The organism is [Flexibacter] sp. ATCC 35103, from assembly GCF_001975985.1.
Lineage (GTDB): Bacteria > Bacteroidota > Bacteroidia > Flavobacteriales > Flavobacteriaceae > Flavobacterium.
This window is the reverse complement of sequence record NZ_MTQF01000017.1, coordinates 1-19,630: the sequence shown is the minus strand read 5'-3', so window position 1 is coordinate 19,630 and position 19,630 is coordinate 1. Positions and strand designations below refer to the sequence as shown.

Annotated in this window: 15 protein-coding genes and 2 tRNA genes; 1 reads left to right on the top strand and 16 read right to left on the bottom strand. The window is 33.4% G+C overall.

The features are described from left to right. Position 1 precedes the first annotated feature (1 nt). From BXU01_RS22900 to BXU01_RS22835, 14 genes are all read right to left on the bottom strand, one after another. Positions 2–1,486: a xylulokinase gene (locus tag BXU01_RS22900; RefSeq protein WP_083696047.1), complete on the bottom strand. Its 1,485-nt coding sequence runs from the start codon at positions 1,484–1,486 to the stop codon at positions 2–4. A gap of 3 nt (positions 1,487–1,489) precedes the next feature. Then, positions 1,490–2,500 (bottom strand): GntR family transcriptional regulator, encoded by a 1,011-nt coding sequence (locus BXU01_RS22895; RefSeq protein ID WP_083696044.1) that lies wholly within the window; start codon positions 2,498–2,500, stop codon positions 1,490–1,492. 208 nt (positions 2,501–2,708) lie between these two features. Beyond that, positions 2,709–3,422 (bottom strand): NUDIX hydrolase, encoded by a 714-nt coding sequence (locus BXU01_RS22890; protein WP_083696042.1) that lies wholly within the window; start codon positions 3,420–3,422, stop codon positions 2,709–2,711. Positions 3,423–3,471: 49 nt separating this feature from the next. Then, positions 3,472–4,506, bottom strand: coding sequence for a glycoside hydrolase family 43 protein (locus BXU01_RS22885; protein ID WP_083696039.1), 1,035 nt, complete (start codon positions 4,504–4,506; stop codon positions 3,472–3,474). 28 nt (positions 4,507–4,534) lie between these two features. Beyond that, positions 4,535–5,968 carry an MFS transporter gene (locus BXU01_RS22880; RefSeq protein ID WP_083696036.1) on the bottom strand — a complete coding sequence of 478 codons (1,434 nt, stop codon included), beginning with the start codon at positions 5,966–5,968 and terminating at the stop codon, positions 4,535–4,537. Between the two features lie 266 nt (positions 5,969–6,234). After that, the gene (locus tag BXU01_RS22875) at positions 6,235–7,344 is read right to left on the bottom strand and encodes an endo-1,4-beta-xylanase (protein WP_083696124.1); all 1,110 of its coding nucleotides are present in this window, start codon (positions 7,342–7,344) and stop codon (positions 6,235–6,237) included. 118 nt (positions 7,345–7,462) lie between these two features. After that, positions 7,463–10,075 carry a glycosyl hydrolase 115 family protein gene (locus BXU01_RS22870; protein WP_083696034.1) on the bottom strand — a complete coding sequence of 871 codons (2,613 nt, stop codon included), beginning with the start codon at positions 10,073–10,075 and terminating at the stop codon, positions 7,463–7,465. 100 nt (positions 10,076–10,175) lie between these two features. Next, complete coding sequence (gene uxuA / locus BXU01_RS22865) at positions 10,176–11,339, bottom strand: mannonate dehydratase (RefSeq protein ID WP_123774171.1); 1,164 nt, start codon at positions 11,337–11,339, stop codon at positions 10,176–10,178. A 121-nt stretch (positions 11,340–11,460) separates the two neighbouring features. Beyond that, a complete protein-coding gene (locus tag BXU01_RS22860; RefSeq protein WP_083696028.1) occupies positions 11,461–12,198 on the bottom strand; it encodes an SDR family NAD(P)-dependent oxidoreductase in 738 nt (245 codons plus the stop codon). 19 nt (positions 12,199–12,217) lie between these two features. Next, a complete protein-coding gene (locus BXU01_RS22855; RefSeq protein ID WP_083696026.1) occupies positions 12,218–14,368 on the bottom strand; it encodes an alpha-glucuronidase family glycosyl hydrolase in 2,151 nt (716 codons plus the stop codon). Positions 14,369–14,665: 297 nt separating this feature from the next. Continuing rightward, positions 14,666–15,211, bottom strand: a complete 546-nt coding sequence (locus BXU01_RS22850; protein ID WP_083696023.1) for a YbhB/YbcL family Raf kinase inhibitor-like protein — start codon at positions 15,209–15,211, stop codon at positions 14,666–14,668. An 88-nt stretch (positions 15,212–15,299) separates the two neighbouring features. Next, positions 15,300–16,136, bottom strand: coding sequence for an AraC family transcriptional regulator (locus BXU01_RS22845; RefSeq protein WP_083696020.1), 837 nt, complete (start codon positions 16,134–16,136; stop codon positions 15,300–15,302). A gap of 4 nt (positions 16,137–16,140) precedes the next feature. After that, positions 16,141–17,196: a LacI family DNA-binding transcriptional regulator gene (locus BXU01_RS22840; protein WP_083696017.1), complete on the bottom strand. Its 1,056-nt coding sequence runs from the start codon at positions 17,194–17,196 to the stop codon at positions 16,141–16,143. 147 nt (positions 17,197–17,343) lie between these two features. Further along, entirely contained in the window at positions 17,344–17,781 is a 438-nt protein-coding gene (locus BXU01_RS22835) for a PepSY-like domain-containing protein (RefSeq protein ID WP_083696014.1), read from the bottom strand. A 287-nt stretch (positions 17,782–18,068) separates the two neighbouring features. Here BXU01_RS22835 and BXU01_RS22830 point away from each other — a divergent pair, with 287 nt between their 5' ends. Then, positions 18,069–19,088, top strand: coding sequence for a proline-specific peptidase family protein (locus BXU01_RS22830; RefSeq protein ID WP_083696011.1), 1,020 nt, complete (start codon positions 18,069–18,071; stop codon positions 19,086–19,088). Between the two features lie 286 nt (positions 19,089–19,374). Here BXU01_RS22830 and BXU01_RS22825 read toward each other — a convergent pair. Both BXU01_RS22825 and BXU01_RS22820 read right to left on the bottom strand, forming a co-directional pair. Beyond that, a tRNA-Leu gene (locus BXU01_RS22825) sits at positions 19,375–19,460 on the bottom strand. A 6-nt stretch (positions 19,461–19,466) separates the two neighbouring features. Next, positions 19,467–19,539, bottom strand: a tRNA-Phe gene (locus BXU01_RS22820). Between the last annotated feature and the right edge of the window lie 91 nt (positions 19,540–19,630).

Sequence of the window (19,630 nt, the reverse complement as noted above, 5' to 3'; positions counted from 1 at the left end):
TTTATTTTTTATGTGTTAATATAAATTCTAATTCTTGTTTCCATTTTTGATATGCCTTCTCATATGGCTCTTTGTTTTTTAGCGGTAAAAAAGTCATGACGTGATCGTTGGTCGTAATACCCGAACCAAATTTTTCATAATCACCATCTTTTAAACCTACTGCTCTGGCAGCTCCTACTGCGCCTGTTGTGTTATAAATCTCGATTTCATGTCCTATTAATGTGGCCACAGTATTCGAGAAAATCTCTGAACGAAATAAATTATCATTCCCTGCCCTGATTACATTTATAGTTGTATCATCCTCTTTTAGACATTCCATTCCGTACATAAACGAAAAAGCAATTCCTTCTAGAGAAGCTCTGAACAAATGTGCATTATTATGAATGTTTAAGTTGAGGTTTAAAAAATGTGTTCCAATGTTTTTATTGTTGAACATACGCTCGGCTCCATTTCCAAACGGAATCACGACTACGCCATCTGAACCTATGTCAATTTTTGAAGCTTTCCGGTTCATCGACTCGTAACTTTCATCTCCCATATTATTTCGCAGCCAACGGTACTGAATTCCGGCTCCGTTTATATTTAATAATTTACCAATTCGCGGAGTTTCCAGTTCATAATTCACGTGTACAAAATTGTTCACTCTCGTACTTTTGCCTGAAGACAATTCACTAACGGCATAAAAAACACCCGATGTTCCTCCTGTTGCAGCAACTTCTCCCGGATTCAATACATTCAGTGATAGCGCATTATTGGGCTGGTCTCCGGCTCTGTAAACTACCGGAATACCTGCAGGAAGTCCGGATTCTCTTGCTCCTTTCTCGTTTAAAACTCCCTGATTGGTGAAATTTTCAACAATATTAGGCGTCAATGACTGATCAATTCCGTAATAGTCCAAGAGCCAATTGGCAACTTTGTTTTCTTTATAATCCCAAAGCATTCCTTCAGACAAACCATTTTTTGTGGTCGTAATATCACCTGTTAATTTATAAGCGATATAATCTCCGGGCAGCATGTATTTATAAACCTGATGATAGATTTCAGGTTCATTTTCTTTTACCCATTTAAGTTTCGAAGCGGTAAAATTTCCCGGAGAATTCAGTAAATGATCCATACATTTTTCTTCTCCAATTTCGGCGAAAGCCTTATTGCCAATTTCAACTGCACGGCTGTCGCACCAAATAATAGAATTGCGAAGTGCATTTCCTTCTTTATCCACAATAACCAATCCGTGCATTTGGTACGAAATTCCAATTCCCTGAATTTTAGACGCCTCAATATTGGCTTCGCGAATTGCTCTTTTAGTTCCCGTGCAAATGTGCTGCCACCAAATTTCAGGATCTTGTTCTGCCCAATCTGCATGTAAGGACACAATTTCCATTTCGTTTTGAGGTTCATTCAAAACGATTATTTTTTTCCCTGTTTCAGCTTCCACTAAGGCAACTTTTACAGAAGAACTTCCAATGTCATATCCTATATAATACATAACTTATAATGATTCTCTTAAAATTAAATTTGTTGGCACATAACGCTGCACAACCTCATCGTGCGTAATAAATGCCGCTGCTTTTGTTCCTAATTCATTAAAATCAGTCGAAACAACTGAAATCCCTTTATAAATAAATTTCTTCATTGGCGTTTCGTTATAAGACAAAAACCCAACATCTGTTCCCGGCTCCAGGTCTTTCTCTTTGCATTGCTCTAAAAAATGACCTAAAATTCTATCACTCACACTGATGTAAGCAATTCCTTTTTCGATATTAAACTTTTTTGAATTTGTAATAACCTCATATTTAAACTTGAAATCGATACAAAACTTCTTAAAATATTCTAATGTTTCTTTAGGATGATGGGTATAATCCGGATAAATGAAATGAACGCTTTTATACTTTTTAAATAAATCTTGCGCCTTTTCTAAAGACTCATAAAATGCTTTGCCAAAATCCTGAAAAACATAATTATTTTGCTTTTCAGTATGAATATTCCAATCAATCAGTAATAACTTATCATTTGCAATGGCAGATAAAGTGGGTAAAACTTCTTTATGGTCAAAATTCATCACTACGTATTTATAATACTTTCCAACACTATTATTAATGATGGTTTTAAAAACATCAATATTATAATGATGAAACTGCACATCTGTAATCACATTATCTGGCAGATTATTTACAAACGAATGGTACAAAACTTCTTTGTACGCTTTGAAAGTATCTAATACTAAAAGCACTTTTCTGGTTTCTCCCAATACATAATATCCCTTATTAGGTACAGAATCAACGACTTTTTGATCCTTTAAAATAGAATAAGCCTTAAAAACCGTATCTCTGGATAACTGATTCGTTTTGCAAATACTATTCACAGACGGTAACAAATCACCTTTTTGTAAAATATTTTCTGCAATTGCATTATTGATTCCGTTTACTAATTGCTGGTATTTCGGAATATCACTTTCGTGATTTATGGTAAAAACAAATTTCTCTATATTTTCGCTTATCATACTGTTCTGTTCTGGTATGCTAAAATAACTATTCGCTTTTTATAAAAAATCACTAATTGTGCTAAAAATGTTACGCCATTCAATCTTATAATTTGGGCGTGTCCCTCCGGGTCGGGCTATTCGCTGCAAGTCCTCGCTCTTCCTTCGTCAGGCTGTGGGCTTTACGCTGCTATCCCTCACGCAAACCATCATCAGTTGAAACGATTCTTTAAAAATTAAAATTTAGTTCTCTATGAGCTAACATTTCATGTTGCTGCATATTGAGACTGTAAAATTTTGCAGCCCGGTGCGAAACAGCTTCTTCTTTCTGGTTTGAATCGTGTACTAAATTCATTTGCAATATCTTTCTTCTAAAGTTAGATTTATTGATTTCTATTCCAAGGATTTCTTCATAAAGATGCATGACTTGCAATAAGGTAAATTTCTCCGGCAACAAATTAAATCCAATGGCACTTTTGCAAATATTTTGTCGCAATTCTTTTAGGCTATAATCTAATATTACTTTATGTTTATCATTTAAACCTGAAATTTCGTTAACCGCAACCCACTCCACATTTAAGTTAAAAACATTATTTTCTACATCTTTATCCTCAGTTTTTACCATAGCATAATATCCTATCGAAATGTCTTCATAAGAGGATGATGGAGACGGATAACCAAAGGCTTTCAATTGTTCCAGAAAGAAATTACCAACACCAATATACTTTTTCAGAATATTTTGTGCCGTGCCTGATATCGTTTCCCCTTTTTTTATACAATCATTAGCAAGTTGACAAGTTGTGTTTCCCTGATTGTCTTTTTGTTTTACCAGCAAGACCTTCAAAATTTCACCTTCAAAATTAAAGATCACACAATCAATTTCTATTTTGTTAGCGGTATATTGACTGGCTGTATTTGTATCCTTTTCATCTCCTTTTTTCATAGAAAATAAAATTTAAAACCGATTATTATTATTTTCAACAAACAAAATCTTACTCTATTTTTCTTCGTATACCATAAGGATCTATGGTGACGATTGTACCATCTTCGAGATAATCAATTTTAGTTACCTTCATGCTTCGCAAATGTGTTACTCCTTTTGACAAGCTCGAATCGTGATAAAATAAATACCATTCGTTATCGACTTTACAAATAGAATGATGTGAAGTCCAGCCCACAACAGGATTTAAAATTCGCCCCTGATAGGTAAAAGGCCCATACGGATTATCGCCTATTGCGTAACAAATAAAATGAGTGTCACCGGTAGAATAGGAAAAATAATATTTATCATCGTATTTGTGCACCCATGAAGCTTCAAAAAAACGACGATCATTGTCGTTTGCCAGTAAAACTGCTCCTTTTTCATCCAGGATTTTGATTTCTTTTGGATCTTCGGCAAATTCTAACATATCATCTCTTAACAAGGCAACTATAGGTCCTAAAGCCGGTTTGATGCCTGTTGGTTCTTCATAATCAGAATTGTATGTATTGTTTCGGTATTTTTGAAGCTGTCCGCCCCAAATTCCGCCAAAATAAATATAATGTTTCCCATCTTCGTCCTCAAAAACAGCAGGATCAATGCTATAACTTCCTTTTATAGCATCTGGTTGCGGTAAAAAAGGACCAACAGGCGAATCGCTCACGGCAACACCAATCTGAAAGATTCCATTGGCGCGTTTCGCCGGAAAATACAAATAATACTTTCCATTTTTACAAGCTGCATCAGGCGCCCACATTTGCTTTTCGGCCCATTCAACCTCATTTACATGCAACGCAATGCCATTATCGACCACTTCTGACTGAATATCTTCCATCGAAAAAACATGATAATCTTCCATACCAAAATGATCTCCATTATCATTAAATGGAATCCCGGCATCGATATCATGCGAAGGATAAATATAAATTTTCCCGTTGAATACATGTGCTGATGGATCAGCCGTATACATATGCGAAACTAAAGGCTTGGAAATGGCCAATTCATTAATTCTTTCAAAATTAATTTTTTCAATACTATCTTCAGGCATAGTCGTTTTTATGTTATATTTTAAATAATTAAGTTCTTCTTTCTTTTAAATCAGTTTCGATCTGAACTTCCATTTTTTTATTGATTTTATAAAAAAACAATAACGCAGCCCCAACTAAAAAGGGAATGGAGGGAAATATACTTACCAATAATTTTATGCCGTTTATAGCAGTTTCTGTTTGCGTTAATGAATTGGGTTTATAATGAAAATATCCTAAAACCAGTGTTGTTAAAGCTCCTCCAATGCTTAAACCGGCTTTTAAACCTACCATCATTGCCGAAAAAATGATCGCTGTTGCGCGGCGATTATTCAGCCATTCTGAGTAATCTGCAACATCTGCAATCATCGCCCAAAGAATTGGAATTGTTATGCCGTAGAAAAATCCGTGAAAAATTTGGGAGAAGAATATCAAACGAATAGACGTTGACGAAAAAAAATAAAACGCCATAATAAACAAAGTCGAAATGAATAGAAATAACCCAAATATGTTTCGTTTCCCGTATTTATCTGCCAGACTTTTAGACAATGTGATTCCAACAATCATAAAGATGATTCCGCCAGCATTAAACAATCCAAATCCTGCCGCTATTGGATCATTCCCAAAATAATTTAATCCTATGTTTGATAATACCTCTAAAATTGGCTGGATAAAAATGGCCAATTGTTCCTTATTTACATAATTTTCAAAATAATACACATACGATCCTCCTTTCATTGCCAGGGTTATAAAAACTAATGTGGTTAAACTCAACATGATTACCCACGGCTTATTTTTCATTAAATCGCTTAAATCTTCTTTTATGCTTGATTTTTGTTCCGGTTTTGGAATAATACGTTCTTTTGTAGTCAAAAAAGTGATTAAAAGCATTATTGTCCCAATAATTGCCAGAGCAGTCATTACTTTCTCGATACCAATTGCTTTGTCACCATTTCCAGCACTTTTAATAATCCCGAGCATAAAAACCTGAACAAAGAATTGTGCAAACATTACCGCTACAAAACGGTAGGATGACAAACTGTTTCTTTCTCGCATATCTCCGGTAATTACGCCGCTTAAAGCTGAATAAGGCAAATTATTACTGGCGTAAAAAAGCAATAATAAAGTATAGGTTATAACAGCATAAATTACTTTTCCCTGATACGAAAAATCAGGTGTTGTAAAAGCTAATAAAGCAATTGCTCCTAATGGTATTGCAGTAATTAAAATCCAGGGCCTGAACTTGCCCCATTTTGTACTTGTTCTGTCTGCCAGAACTCCAATAATTGGGTTAAAAATAAAAGCGGCAATTAAACCTACTACCAGCATTATTATTGAGGAATGAGTTGGCGATAATCCGTAAATATCTGTATAAAAATAAGCCAGATACGTCATCAGCGTCTGAAAAACTAAATTTGCCGCAAGGTCGCCTAAGCTGTATCCGATTTTTTCTTTAATTGATAATTTTTGAGAAATGTAATTCATTATTGGTTTGTGGTTATTTTGGTTAGTTTAAAATCAAAATTGTTTTTTTGACTTTATAATAATAAGAATTTATTTTATCATTTTTTGATTCATTTTATCTCTCTAATGCTTTAAAAACAAGTACTATCCGATTTAAACAATCGGTTGTGTAAATTTAGCTAAAAAAACATATTATGCAAATTTAGTTTGCTTTATTTCATTAATAATTCTAAAAACAACCGATTGTAAAATATCTTGCAAAAAGGATTTCTTTTTCACTTCAAAAATTATTGTTTTACCGCTTTTAATTCCATTACGCTATCGTATGCTTTTTTAGGCTGCAGCATTGTATCAAACAATAAAGGATAATTTGTTCTGCCTTTTATTGGCCAGTCATTCAGCCAGGATTGTCTATCGTGAACGCCCCAAAAAGTTACTCTGCTAATTTTATCTTTGTGTTTTAGAAATAGTTTAAAAATATCAGCATAACGCCGCGCTAATTTAGTCTGAACAGAATCCGGAAGAGTTTTAGGATATGGATTCATCTTAGGGTTATTTTCAAAATTCTGATTTACATCAGCGCCTTTTAAATCCCATGGATTTGGTAAAACAGTAATATCCAATTCTGTAAAAGCAACTTTAACCCCTAAAGCCGAATATGCTAAAATACTTTTCTCAATTTCTTCCAGCGATGGACTATTCAATTTCCAATGTGCCTGAGTTCCTATTCCGTCAATTTTTCCTCCGGCAGCTTTTATTTTTTTTACCAGTCTGATTGCACCTTCTCTCTTTGCCGGATCTTCAAGATTATAATCATTGTAATATAAATCGACTTTTGGGTCAGCAGCTGCTGCCAATTTATAAGCATCAACAAGGTAATTTTCTCCAAGGGTATTCAAAAAAACCGATTTTCGTAATGTTCCATCTTCGTTTAAAGCTTCATTAACAACATCCCACGAATTGATCCTTCCTTTATATTTAGAAACAATTGTCGTGATATGATCTTTCATAAAAGCTTTCATCTCAGTACTGTCTTTAATCTTTTCCATCCATGGAGCAAGTTGACTGTGCCAAATCAAAGTATGTCCGTGAATAAACATTTTATTTTTTTCTCCAAAAGTCACAAATTTATCTGCCAATGCAAAATCATATTTGTCCTTTTGCGGATGTATAAACATCGATTTCATAATGTTTTCGGCCGTAATTGCATTGAATTGTTTACAAATCAGCGAATCTTCTTTAGCATCTTTTTCTTCAATTTGACTGGCGCTTAAAGCTGTACCAATATAAAAATCGTCTTTGTACGCTTCTTTTAATGAAGCAGTTTCTTTATGCGAAGTACAACTAACAGCCAGCAAAGTTGTGACAGCAATTAAATAAGGATTAATAAATTTCATATCTTTTGGTTTAATAGTTAATAGTTTAACATAGTTTCTCAACGGAGATCTGACAGGTTTTAAAAACTTTTCAGGTCTAATTTATATTCAGAAACAAAAAACGTGTTATGTTACAGAATCATTCTTTCTTAAAACTCTCTGGCGGTCCTAAATACGACTCCAAAACTTTTCCTTCTTCAGTTTCTATTACAATCTTCTGAAGCACCAAAGCCGTATCAATTCCGTAAATCTTTAAAACGTGGTTTCCAGGGTTGTCAATCGTATGCGTTGAAGTTATTATTTTGATATTATTCGCAACAGATTCAGCCCAGGCTTTCTCTGAAGAATCTGCGTTGAGGTTCATTATCTGCGGTTTTTTATCATCAAACGCAATTCCGTATTTCAAGCCGTCACCGATTTTAAAATTTATTGTTGGCGAAAAATAGGCATACACTTTCACGTTTCCTTTACTGAAAAAATGCACATCATATTCTAATCTTGGCGATTTTTCTGAGATTTCAATTGCCTGAATATTCGAAGGCTTTATTGTTATTCCAGAATCTGTTTTACCAAGATTTGGAATTATGGTCCATTTTGCTGCATCAGAATTTATTGCTTTAGAATAATTTTTACTTTCTATTGAAATGTAACCGTTGTTCTCAACAAAACCTCGAACAGAATCTAAATCTCTGTTTTTATTAATCGCTATTTCAGTCTTTGAAAAATCCTCTGCAGCAATCTTTGTCTCCTCTTTTATGGCAGGTTCGATTGTTTTTGTTTTTGGAATTATATTTTTATCTGGTTGCTGCCAATTATCATAACCAATATGTGTTTGTGACATCATATAATTCCATTTGCCATTTGCTAATTGCGTATGAAAATAATTCGTGAGCAGACTGTCTCTTTCAAATAACTTTTTTACTTTTTCAGCATACACATTTGCAATGGCATTTCCCTGACTTACATACAGCTGATTTTTAGCGGCAGCGACATACATTTCATTCAAATTTGAACTTGCTAAAACAGGAAATAAAACCAATTGATAAAAAGCATCTTTATATTCTGGTTTCAAATTTTCATTGATTGAATTGGCTTTTTCAACCAGTTTTTGATACTCTGCCACAACGCGATTTGCTTCATTATAATTGATAATACTATAAGTTTTAGCATCCAGCAATTCAGGTTTTCTGCGCGCATTGTATTTCGTGTATAATTTTATGATTTCGGCAATTTCTTCAGGATATTGATTCGCAAAGTTTTCTTTAGCCCAATTCACATAATAATCATCTAAATTTCCGGCATTAAAAGCTTCTGGATTCCATGCCATATCCAGAAAAAATTCAATAGGAAATTCCATTGGTTTAATATCCCCCACATTTACAATCCAGATTTTATCAACACCATATTGATACGCCAGATCCATTTGCTCCCACGTACGCTCGATTTGGTTGGTATTGATCCATTTATAATTTCTTGGTCCTCCAACATAATCATAATGATAATAAATACCGTAACCGCCTTTTCTTGGTTTTGAATTCAGTTCTGGTAATTTCCTGATATTCCCCCAATTATCATCACACAGCAAAAGTGTAATATCATCCGGAACTTGCATTCCTTTATCATAATAATCCTGAACTTCTTTATAAAGTGCCCACATTTGCGGCGTTTCTTCAGCTGGTTTTTTAGTTACTTCTGCAATGATATCTCTTTGTGTTTTTACGATATTTTCTAACAAACCAATTGCCGTTCCCTGCGTCATCGGCTCATCACCATCACCACGCATCCCAACAGTTACAATACTTTCCTTATTGCCCATTCTCTTCATTCCGTCTTTCCAGAACGAAATCAAATTTTCAGAATTGGTACTAAAATCCCATTTTCCTTTTCCTAAAGCTGACCATTCTGCATGTGCTCTGGTCAAAGGTTCGTGATGCGAAGTTCCCATTACAATTCCGTACTCATCTGCCAAAATCGCGTTTTGAGGATCGTCAACATAAAACATTCTTCCCCACATCGATGGCCACAAATAATTTCCTTTCATTCTCAGGATCAATTCAAAAACAGTATCATAGAATTTAGCATTAAATCCGCCATATTTTTCAAATGCCCAACCGGATAATGCAGGAGCTTCATCATTTATAAAAATGCCGCGGTATTTTACTTTTGGTTCTCCTTTTGTGTGAATTCCGGGGATTACATGCAATTCTTGTTGTTTTTGAACTGGAACATCTGCCCAGAAATACCACGGAGAAACTCCTATTTGATTCGATAAATCATAAATTCCGTAAATCGTTCCGCGTTTATCTGAACCTGCAATTACTAATGCTTTTTTAACCCCTTTTACAGGATTATCGACAATTTGAGTCGTGAATTTTTCCCATTTTCCTTTTAGTTTATTCCCATCTATTTTTCCTTTTCGGGCTAATTGGTCTATAATTTCACTTTTACCAATCGTTCCTATAATGACAATAAAATCCTGCGCCTCTGAAATTTTATTTATTCTTTTTGGATGTAAATCTGAAACCTTAAAAAGATCATTTTCTAAATGTCCTGCAACTCGCAAAACTCCGGAAAAATCTTTTTCGCTCACCAAAACTGAAGCTATTTTCCCTTTTGAAACCAAAGGAAAATTCTTGACAGAAGCTTGGTTTACAACATACTTATCTGGATTTATTGCATATGAACTCATGCTTATTCCGAATAGAAATAACACTAGAAATAACTGAAAAATAGGAGATTTAATAAAATGCATTGTTTAAATATTTTTATATTATTAACCTGAATCCTAGCTTTCTGAAAGCTTAACTGAGATCTCACAGGTTTTTAAAATCTGTCAGGTCTAACTTCAAAACTTATAAATTTAATTTATACGCAATTCCCATTTCCAGACCTCTTAATTCCGCAAGTCCTTTTAATCTGCCAACAAGAGAATAACCCGGATAAGTTTCTGTTCTTTCATCAACAGCATGCAAAAAACCGTGATCCGGGCGCATGGGTAAACTCACTTTTAGTGCATTCATCAACAATAGTATTTTCTCCACAATAACTTCCATTTTTGTATCTCCTTTTAAATGCTCCGATTCCCTAAAAATAGTTTTGCTTTCGCGGAAAGTGTTTCGAAGATGTAAAAAGTGAATTCTGTCTCCAAAATCATCAATTATTTTTTCCAGATTATTATCCGGATTTGCTCCTAAAGAACCGGTACAATAACACAATCCATTTGAATTGAAAGGAACAGCATCAAAAATGGCTTTGAGATCTTGTTCTGTAGAAACGATTCGTGGTAGACCTAAAACCGAAAATGGCGGATCATCCGGATGAATCGCTAGTTTTGCTCCATATTCGGAAGCAAACGGAGCTACTTCTGATAAAAAATAAATAAGATTTTCTCTAAGTTTATTATTATCAATATCAGCATAATTATCTAATAACGAAAGAATTTGCTCTGCCGTAAAATTAATTTTGCTTCCCGGTAATCCCAGTAATACATTTTTAAAAAGTAATTCTTTCTCTGATTCTGATAATCTACTTCCAAACTTCAAAGCATTTTCTTTCTGATCTTCAGAATAATCATTTTCTGCATTGGGTCTTTTTAAAAGAAAAACATCAAAATAAGTAAAAGCATCCTGATTGTATAGCAAAGCTTTACTTCCGTCCGGATTTATATAATTATGATCTGTTCGCACCCAGTCTAAAATGGGCATAAAATTATAGGTGATAATTTTAATACCGCAATCTGATAAATTTTTTATACTGGTTTTATAGTTCTCAATGTATTGCAAATAGTTTCCTGTTCTTCGTTTTATTTCTTCATGAACCGGCAAACTTTCTACAACGGTCCACTCTAATCCTGCTTCTTTAATTATTTGTTGTCTTTCTTTTATATCAGCAGCCTGCCAAATATCACCAACCGAAATTTGATGCAAAGCCGTTACAATTCCTGTTGCTCCGGCTTGTTTAATATCGATTAAAGTAACATTGTCCTGAGGTCCAAACCATCGCATTGTCTGCTGCATTTTTATCATAATACTAACTATTTATGAATACTTTAAAATTATAACATATAGAAAAATAGCTTAAACTGTCGCTATCTATATTTGAGAAATAAATTTTCTAATTGCTTAATACTGTTTATAATTAGAAACCAATACTGTTTCCGCCATCAACAGGCAAAACGGTTCCTGTTGTATATTTTGATTCGCTTAAAGCGAAATAATATACGGCATCTGCAATATCAGATGGTTCTCCTAAAAATCCCATTGGCGTTCTGGAAAGCACTTTATTTTTTCTTTCAGGATCATTGTCAAGCGCTGTAGATGACATTTTTGTTTTGATAAATCCCGGTGCAATACAGTTTACACGAATACCAAACGGAGCCAATTCTACCGCCATTGCACGCGTCATAGATTCTATCGCACCTTTACTTGCTGAATACGCAATTACTTTCGGGATTCCGTATTGAGAGGCCATCGAGCTGATGTTTACAATACTTCCGCCCGTGTTTGCTTTCATGTTTTTTACAACTTCTCTACTCACAGCAAAAACGCTCAAAAGATTGGTATGAATTACAGATAAAAAATCTTCATCTGTTACGTCTGAAAATTCTTTTTTAAGATTGATTCCGGCATTATTTACCAAAATATCAATTGGATTATTTTTTACAATACTTTCAATCATTGTCGGAATCCCAGCAATATCGTTTAAATCAAATAAAACCGGAATCGCATTTTCGCCAATTTCCCTGCAAGCTTCTTCTGTTTTTTCTTTTGCTCTTCCAATTATATAAGTTTTGATTCCGTTCTCACATAATTTTTTTGCGATTGCAAAACCCAAACCTGAATTTCCTCCGGTTACAATAGCCGTTTTTGTACTCATATTCTTTTATTTTTATATATTAATTTCCTGGTGTAAACGGAAATTTTAATGATTTATAATACTCTAATGTTTGTGTTGGTTTTTCTACCCCAACAGGTAACTCTTTACCAGAATATTGCTGAAAATACAACAAACACGCGTCTCGCCACCATTTTGCTTCCTTATGCTGAATTTCTAGCAGCATCTTTACTTCTTTAAAACGTTCAGCATCAATATATTTTTCGGTTTTATTCCATGTATTTTGCATTTCCTGAACCTGATTTACACCTTCCTGGTATTTTAATGCCAAGCCATTCCAGAGTGTTTGACCATTTTTTAATTTATAATCCCAGGAAACATGATGAAACCATAATAAATCTATTTCCGGACATGTCGCAAGATTGTCAAACATCTTTTCTACTTCTGTTGCATATTGAGCAGTTGCATTTGTTCCTGTTTTTGACCGGTCAAAACCAATTCCGTTTTTATCTGCTTTATGATAATAAGTCGGATTCCATTCTGGTCTTGATAAATTACTTACCCAAGGTCCGGGACCATAATGATGCCCAGTATCCATGATATGATGCAAACCAAGTGGTGTCATATAATTTACAACTGCTTCACGTGATTTTATCATCATATCCTTAACCGGTTTAATAAAATTTTCGTTGTTCGAAAAAGTACATTGCAGCCATTCATTGGCAATAACTTCAGAATCTAAATACGGATCCCAGGCCAGTCTCCCAAAGCCATACCAATTTGCCTGTGCAAAAGGATGTCCAGTCCAGTTAAGATCATTACCAATATTTGAAACTCCGGCAATTCCGGTACGCTTGCTATGATTTAAAGATCCGTCAACTACTTTGGCAACAGTAGAACCTTTACCCTTTTGATACGTATCTGATTCTAAAACTTCCTGAAATAATTTAGGCAAATACACCAAATGAGTACTAAATCCCAGATATTCCTGCGTAATTTGAAATTCAATCATTAAAGGTGTTTTTGGCATAGCGCCAAATAATGGATGAAAAGGTTCTCTGGGCTGAAAATCTATAGCTCCGTTTTTAACCTGAACGATTACGTTATCCTTAAATTTTCCGTCATATGGCTGAAATTCGGCGTAAGCTTGTTTGGCACGATCATTTGTATCATGTTCAGAATATACAAAAGCCCTCCACATAACCACACCTCCAAAAGGAGCTAAAGCATCTGCAAGCATATTGGCGCCGTCAACATGATCTCTGCCATAATTTTGCGGACCAGGCTGACCTTCTGAATTTGCTTTTACCAAAAAACCACCAAAATCAGGAATTCTTTTATAGATTTCTTTCGCTTTTTCTTTCCACCAATTGGATACAGCCACATCTTTTGGATCAGCAGTTTTTAAACCTCCAATTTCTATTGGTGCCGAAAAACGCGCCGTTAAATATACTTTTATTCCATATGGTCTGAATACATTGGCTAAAGCCTCAACTTTCTCTAAATATTGTGGCGTTAAAATCAAAGCATTTGCATTTACATTTGTCAAAACCGTTCCGTTAATCCCAATTGAAGCATTTGCTCTCGCGTAATCAATATATCTTTGATCGATAAAATCAGGAAGTTTTTGCCAATTCCATAATGAGAAACCTGCATAACCCCGCTCTACAGTTCGGTCTAAATTATCCCAATGATTTAAGATTCTGATATTTGTTTTGGGAGAATCAACAATACTCAAATTTTTAATTGATTTATTAGTCTGAATGAGCCTCAGAAAATTATAAACGCCATACAAAACAGCAACATCGTTTTTTCCGGTAATTACAATCTGCTTTTTATTTTTTATTGAAATAGATTTAATAATAAAACCTTCGTAATTTATTTTTTCAAAATCAGATAGTAGCATTTTTTGAATATCGGAGCTTAAAGAAGATTGAGAACCAATGATTAGATTGTCCTGACCTTCTAATTTTGACTTGATTTCAATTTTATTTCCTAACATACTAAACAAAGCAGATTCTATTTCATTTAAATAAATCTTTGATGTTTCAGAATTTCCTGAAGAAACTATCCCTTTAATAGCTAAATTATATTCCTCAACAACTTGAGGATTTGTAATCTTATCATATTGAAGCCATAACTTATAATCCTTTTGAGCAGAAGCAGAAAGGAAAATCAAGAAAAATAAAAAAACAAATCTTAATGAAGTCATGTATTTATTTAATTTAATCCGTTAAAACTTTAATTCCAAAATCTCAATAATTTACATCACAATAAGAATATTTAATAAAATTTTAAATCAAAAAATATATTATCATAAATAAAACAATAATTGCAATCGGTTGCGTAAAAATATAAGATTGTTATTTAAGAAAAAAATTTTAGCTCTCTTTTTTTGAAAAAAAATATTGCCATAACAAATAAAAGCAGGATAATTTAAAAAACTATCCTGCTTTAACGGGGTCAATTTCAACATTTAAATCCTGAAATTCTAATAATATATTTACATTTATCGCTTATAATAAGCCACAATACTAGCTTTAGCCAATGTTTGATTCCAAAGATTAAAACCTACCACAGCAGGATTTGTATTTGCATCGGTTCCCAATTTATCAGTTTTAAGAGCATAAACTGTTATGATATATTGATGAAATCCGTGACCTTCAGGCGGACAAGGACCTCCAAATCCTTTAATGCCATAATCAGTAATACTTTGAATAGCACCTTTTGGGATTAGATTGTTTTTAGTTCCCGCATTGGTCACTAATTCATTGACATTTGCCGGAATATCAAAAACGATCCAATGCCAAAATCCGCTTCCGGTTGGCGCATCAGGATCGTACATTGTTATAGCAAAACTTTTTGTTCCCACCGGAGCATTCTTCCATAACAATTGCGGCGATTCATTTTCTCCGGAACAGCCAAATCCGTTGAATTCCTGAGTTTTAGAAGCCTGACCTCCTAAATCATTACTGGTTAGTGTAAATGTCTTTTGTCCAAAAATTGTTGTGGTAAAAATCAAGGATAACACCAAAATTAAATTTACTTTTTTCATTTTACTGAGTTTTAAAATTTAAAGTAAATTTAGAGTCCGTAAAGCAAAAGAAACTTTAGAGAAAGAGTCAAAAACTATTGCTAAAAGCTCAATTTTTCTGATGATATTTTGGCGTAACGCCATACTTTAATTTATACGCCTGCGTAAAGCTTGATAAATTTTCATAGCCCGCTTCAAAATAAATTTCAGATGGATTTTTTTGTTCTTGCTGAAGTAAATAATGTGCAAATTCAAGTCTTTTATTCTGAAACCATTTTATAGGTGATTCTGAATAATGCTTTTCGAATTCTCTTTTAAAAGTAGATATACTCATATTACATAAAAAAGCCAATTCTTTTAAGGTTAACTTATTAAGATGACTGTTTTCTATAATCTGAATAAACTTTTGCGTAGCATTATCACTATTTAGAGCTAAAGAATGAAGAAATTCGGTTCCATACTTTGCTGTCAAATAAAGCATTATTTCTTCAAATTTAACTTCCAGTATTTTCTTTTGAAAATCTTCTGAAAGTTTTGAAATATCTACTAAGCTGTCTACAAAACGTTCTAGAAATGCATCATATTCAAAAGCATAAACAGATCTATAAGTTGTTAATTCCAACTTATTTAATTCCATTTTTCTAATAAATCGTGATACTATTTCATTAGAAAAAAACAATAATACACTTCTGTAATTTGAAACATTCGAGAGTTTTTCCGTCATCAGACAATTGCCGGATTTCATTACCAGAAATTTAGAGTCATCTATCGCCAAAGCCGAATTATCAAAAATAACTTCCTTTGTTCCTTCAATAAGAAAACTAAATATGTTTTGATTTAAAATGATTTTCTGTTTAGATATTCCTTTTGAACTAGTATAATCAAAAACCTGAACATGCTGTGAATTTTCCAGATTTAAATCATCAGGAATTATGATCGTATTCATACTATTATTTCGATGCCGTTTCTAAAGTTTTTTTTCTATCAGATGATTCTCTGGCAAGTACTTCAGTATTTAAAAAGGTAATTTCTTTTGCATCATCACTTTTTTGTGATTTCAAATTTTTGATGATAATTTCAGCAGCTGCTTTTCCCATTTTTTCTGCAGGATGGGTAATTGTCGAAATATTAGGATCGATTATTTGAGAAATTGGATCATTGTTAAAACCAATAATGGCTATTTCATCCGGAACTTTTATCCCTCTTTTTTTAGCTGTCTGAACTGCACTAACTGCAATAATATCTCCCGGTGCAAAAAGTCCATCCGGAATTGGATCTAAATCAAACAATTGATTACTGGCTTTTACACCTTCTTCATAAGTAACTGATTTTAAATTAATGATTAATTCTTCATCAATTGGCAAATTATGATCTTTTAAGGCTTCAATATACCCTCTTTTTCTTTCGTTATAGAGATTTCCAAATTCTGATCCCGCAGTTAAATGGGCAATACGAATACACCCTTGCTCTATAAGATGTTTGGTCGCTTTATAACCCGCAGTATAATTATCAATAACCACTCTAAAAGTATTATAATCTTTAGGAACCCTGTCTACAAACACAAGTGGAATATTATTATTCGAGAATTGCTGAAAATGGGCAGTATCTCTCGTTTCCATAGCCAGTGAACAAATAACGCCACTTACACGATTACTATACAATGATTTAGCCATATTAACCTCTTCATAATAAGAATCATGCGATTGCATAATAATGACAGTATAATCAGATTTTTGAGCTGTAATTTCGATACCACTAATTAACGAAGAGAGAAAAGGTTGTGTAACAGTTGGAATCAAAACCCCAATAGTCCTGGTTTTGTTTCCGCGCAAACCAGCGGCTAAAGTATTGGGAACAAAACCCATTTCTTCAGCTGTTTTTTTTACTTTTTTTATCGTTTTATCACTTATAGTGTGATGATCCTTTAAAGCACGCGAAATAGTTGACGTAGCAAGATTTAGTCTTTCAGCAATGTCGTAAATCGTTACATGTTTATTTTCTTCCATGAAATAAATGATATGAGATGTAAATATAAACTATTTTATGACAAGATAATCTTTCGAAAAAAAAGCAGTTTTTAAATAAAAAATATCTGAATTAATTCCATCAGTAAGGGTAATAATTCAAAGAGCTTTAGTTTGGTAAACAATATATTATCTGTCTTTTTTATCTTTTAGGATTTTACCCTCTTTACTAAATTCCAAATCGATATTATTTGTTAAATCCACATCAAGATCTTTGTGACCGTAATCGATATGCGTTATTTTTTCTTTTGGGTGATTTTTTGCTACATAATCTTTTACAGATGCAGGAATAAATGCAGTGGGAATTGGTTTTTTACCTCCGTCGACTTCCCGATATGAACCGTCTTTCCAGAACTCTACTTCCGTACCATCTTTAAGTTTTACTTCATAACCTTTTTCACCGTGTTCTGCGTCTTTTTTAACAACATCTACAGATGTATAGCTAAAATGTTTCTTTAAAAAATCCTGTGCTGGCTTTGGCAATTCATTAATTTCAATTTTTTTCTGCGCATTGACTGACGTTGTCAAACCAAGTAATAATACAGCAATAAGAATGATATTTTTCATGATTTTAATATTTAAATTAGTAATTTTCTTTCACTAATTTACAACAAGCAAAAAAATATTCAAATCAATTTAAGAATCCTTTATTATTTTAAAAGGAGTTTTATTATATTGTAACTCATTATCATTAAAAAAGTTACAACAAAATTTCACCACTTTAAAAATGGATAATGCCACTGACCATACACGAAATAGTTTCCATTTCAACAATCACGATCATAATATTCTGTCATATATTTTAATAGACATAAAAATTAAACTAAGATAATTTAATAACTCAAATTCTAATTATGCGCTTTATTACCTTCTTTGCTACAATTTTACTATTTACATCTTGTAAGAATGAACCTAAATCAAATACTCTTTCTGATTATTTTACTTACAATAAAGAAAACAATACAGAAACAGCGGGGGTTCGATTAATTCCCATAAAGACTCCTGTTGGAGAATTTAAAGTATGGACGAAACGCTTTGGTAATAATTCCAAAATAAAAATTCTATTACTACACGGAGGCCCGGCAATGACTCACGAGTATATGGAATGTTTCGAAACATTCTTTCAACGTGAAGGATTTGAATTTTATGAATACGACCAATTAGGTTCTTACTACAGCGATCAGCCTAAAGACAGCAGCTTATGGACAACCGAACGTTTTGTAGAAGAAGTTGAACAGGTACGCAAAGCTATAAATGCAGATAAAAACAATTTTTATGTCCTGGGTAACTCGTGGGGAGGAATTCTCGCGATGGAATATGCGTTAAAATATCAACAAAATATGAAAGGTTTATTGATCTCAAATATGATGGCAAGTGCACCAGATTATGGAAAATATGCAGATGAAGTATTAGCTAAACAAATGAAACCTGAAGTTTTAGCAGAAATTAGAGCACTTGAAGCAAAAAAAGATTTTAGTAATCCCCGTTATATGGAATTACTCATTCCAAATTATTATCAACAGCATTTATGTCGATTAAAAGAATGGCCAGACGGATTAAATCGCGCCAGTAAACACATAAATAATGAAATCTATACCATAATGCAAGGTCCGAGCGAATTTGGTATCAGTGGTCGCTTAGCCAAATGGGATATTAAAAATCGCTTACACGAAATTACAGTACCTACCTTAATGATTGGCGCTAAATACGATACAATGGATCCAAAAGCAATGGAAGAACAAAGTAAATTAGTTCAAAAAGGCCGTTATTTATATTGTCCTAATGGAAGCCATTTAGCTATGTGGGATGATCAAAAAGTTTTCATGAATGGTGTAATTACTTTCATAACAGATGTAGATAAAGAAAAAATTTGAATACGACATAAAAAGAAGTATAAAAATAAGCTTTACAACGGTACAAAATTAAAAAATCATTATGGCGTTTCCCTCCGGGTCGGGCTTTACACTAAATCTTTTGCGAAAAATTTTAGAGGCTTCGAAGGGAATTTAGTCTCGCAAAAGGATATCGATCCAATCCCTAACGCAATCTAAGTTTAAATAGAGCTCTTTTTAATAGAATTTTCACTTACTTTAAAAAAAATATTTTTTCACTTTAAGCCAAAAAAAAACTTTAATTAGCATAGCCAATTAAAGTTTTTAGTACTCAGAGCGGGACTTGAACCCGCACGAACATTGCTGTTCACTGGATTTTAAGTCCAGCGTGTCTACCAATTTCACCATCCGAGCATTATGTGGTACCTCCAGGGATCGAACCAGGGACACATGGATTTTCAGTCCATTGCTCTACCATCTGAGCTAAGGTACCTTATTTACTTAAATCAATTCAAGTAAAAAGTTTGAATAAAAAACCCTGTTTTGTTAGAAACAGGGTTTTGAAAAGAAAGGCGACGACATAC

Bases quoted from the DNA above. Each gene is read 5' to 3' on its own strand.
- BXU01_RS22835 (WP_083696014.1), bottom strand. From the start codon at position 17,781: ATGAAAAATATCATTCTTATTGCTGTATTATTACTTGGTTTGACAACG.
- BXU01_RS22880 (WP_083696036.1), bottom strand. From the start codon at position 5,968: ATGAATTACATTTCTCAAAAATTATCAATTAAAGAAAAAATCGGATAC.
- BXU01_RS22845 (WP_083696020.1), bottom strand. From the start codon at position 16,136: ATGAATACGATCATAATTCCTGATGATTTAAATCTGGAAAATTCACAG.
- uxuA (WP_123774171.1), bottom strand. From the start codon at position 11,339: ATGCAGCAGACAATGCGATGGTTTGGACCTCAGGACAATGTTACTTTA.
- BXU01_RS22870 (WP_083696034.1), bottom strand. From the start codon at position 10,075: ATGCATTTTATTAAATCTCCTATTTTTCAGTTATTTCTAGTGTTATTT.
- BXU01_RS22890 (WP_083696042.1), bottom strand. From the start codon at position 3,422: ATGAAAAAAGGAGATGAAAAGGATACAAATACAGCCAGTCAATATACC.
- BXU01_RS22900 (WP_083696047.1), bottom strand. From the start codon at position 1,486: ATGTATTATATAGGATATGACATTGGAAGTTCTTCTGTAAAAGTTGCC.
- BXU01_RS22830 (WP_083696011.1), top strand. From the start codon at position 18,069: ATGCGCTTTATTACCTTCTTTGCTACAATTTTACTATTTACATCTTGT.
- BXU01_RS22895 (WP_083696044.1), bottom strand. From the start codon at position 2,500: ATGATAAGCGAAAATATAGAGAAATTTGTTTTTACCATAAATCACGAA.
- BXU01_RS22860 (WP_083696028.1), bottom strand. From the start codon at position 12,198: ATGAGTACAAAAACGGCTATTGTAACCGGAGGAAATTCAGGTTTGGGT.
- BXU01_RS22885 (WP_083696039.1), bottom strand. From the start codon at position 4,506: ATGCCTGAAGATAGTATTGAAAAAATTAATTTTGAAAGAATTAATGAA.
- BXU01_RS22875 (WP_083696124.1), bottom strand. From the start codon at position 7,344: ATGAAATTTATTAATCCTTATTTAATTGCTGTCACAACTTTGCTGGCT.
- BXU01_RS22855 (WP_083696026.1), bottom strand. From the start codon at position 14,368: ATGACTTCATTAAGATTTGTTTTTTTATTTTTCTTGATTTTCCTTTCT.
- BXU01_RS22850 (WP_083696023.1), bottom strand. From the start codon at position 15,211: ATGAAAAAAGTAAATTTAATTTTGGTGTTATCCTTGATTTTTACCACA.
- BXU01_RS22840 (WP_083696017.1), bottom strand. From the start codon at position 17,196: ATGGAAGAAAATAAACATGTAACGATTTACGACATTGCTGAAAGACTA.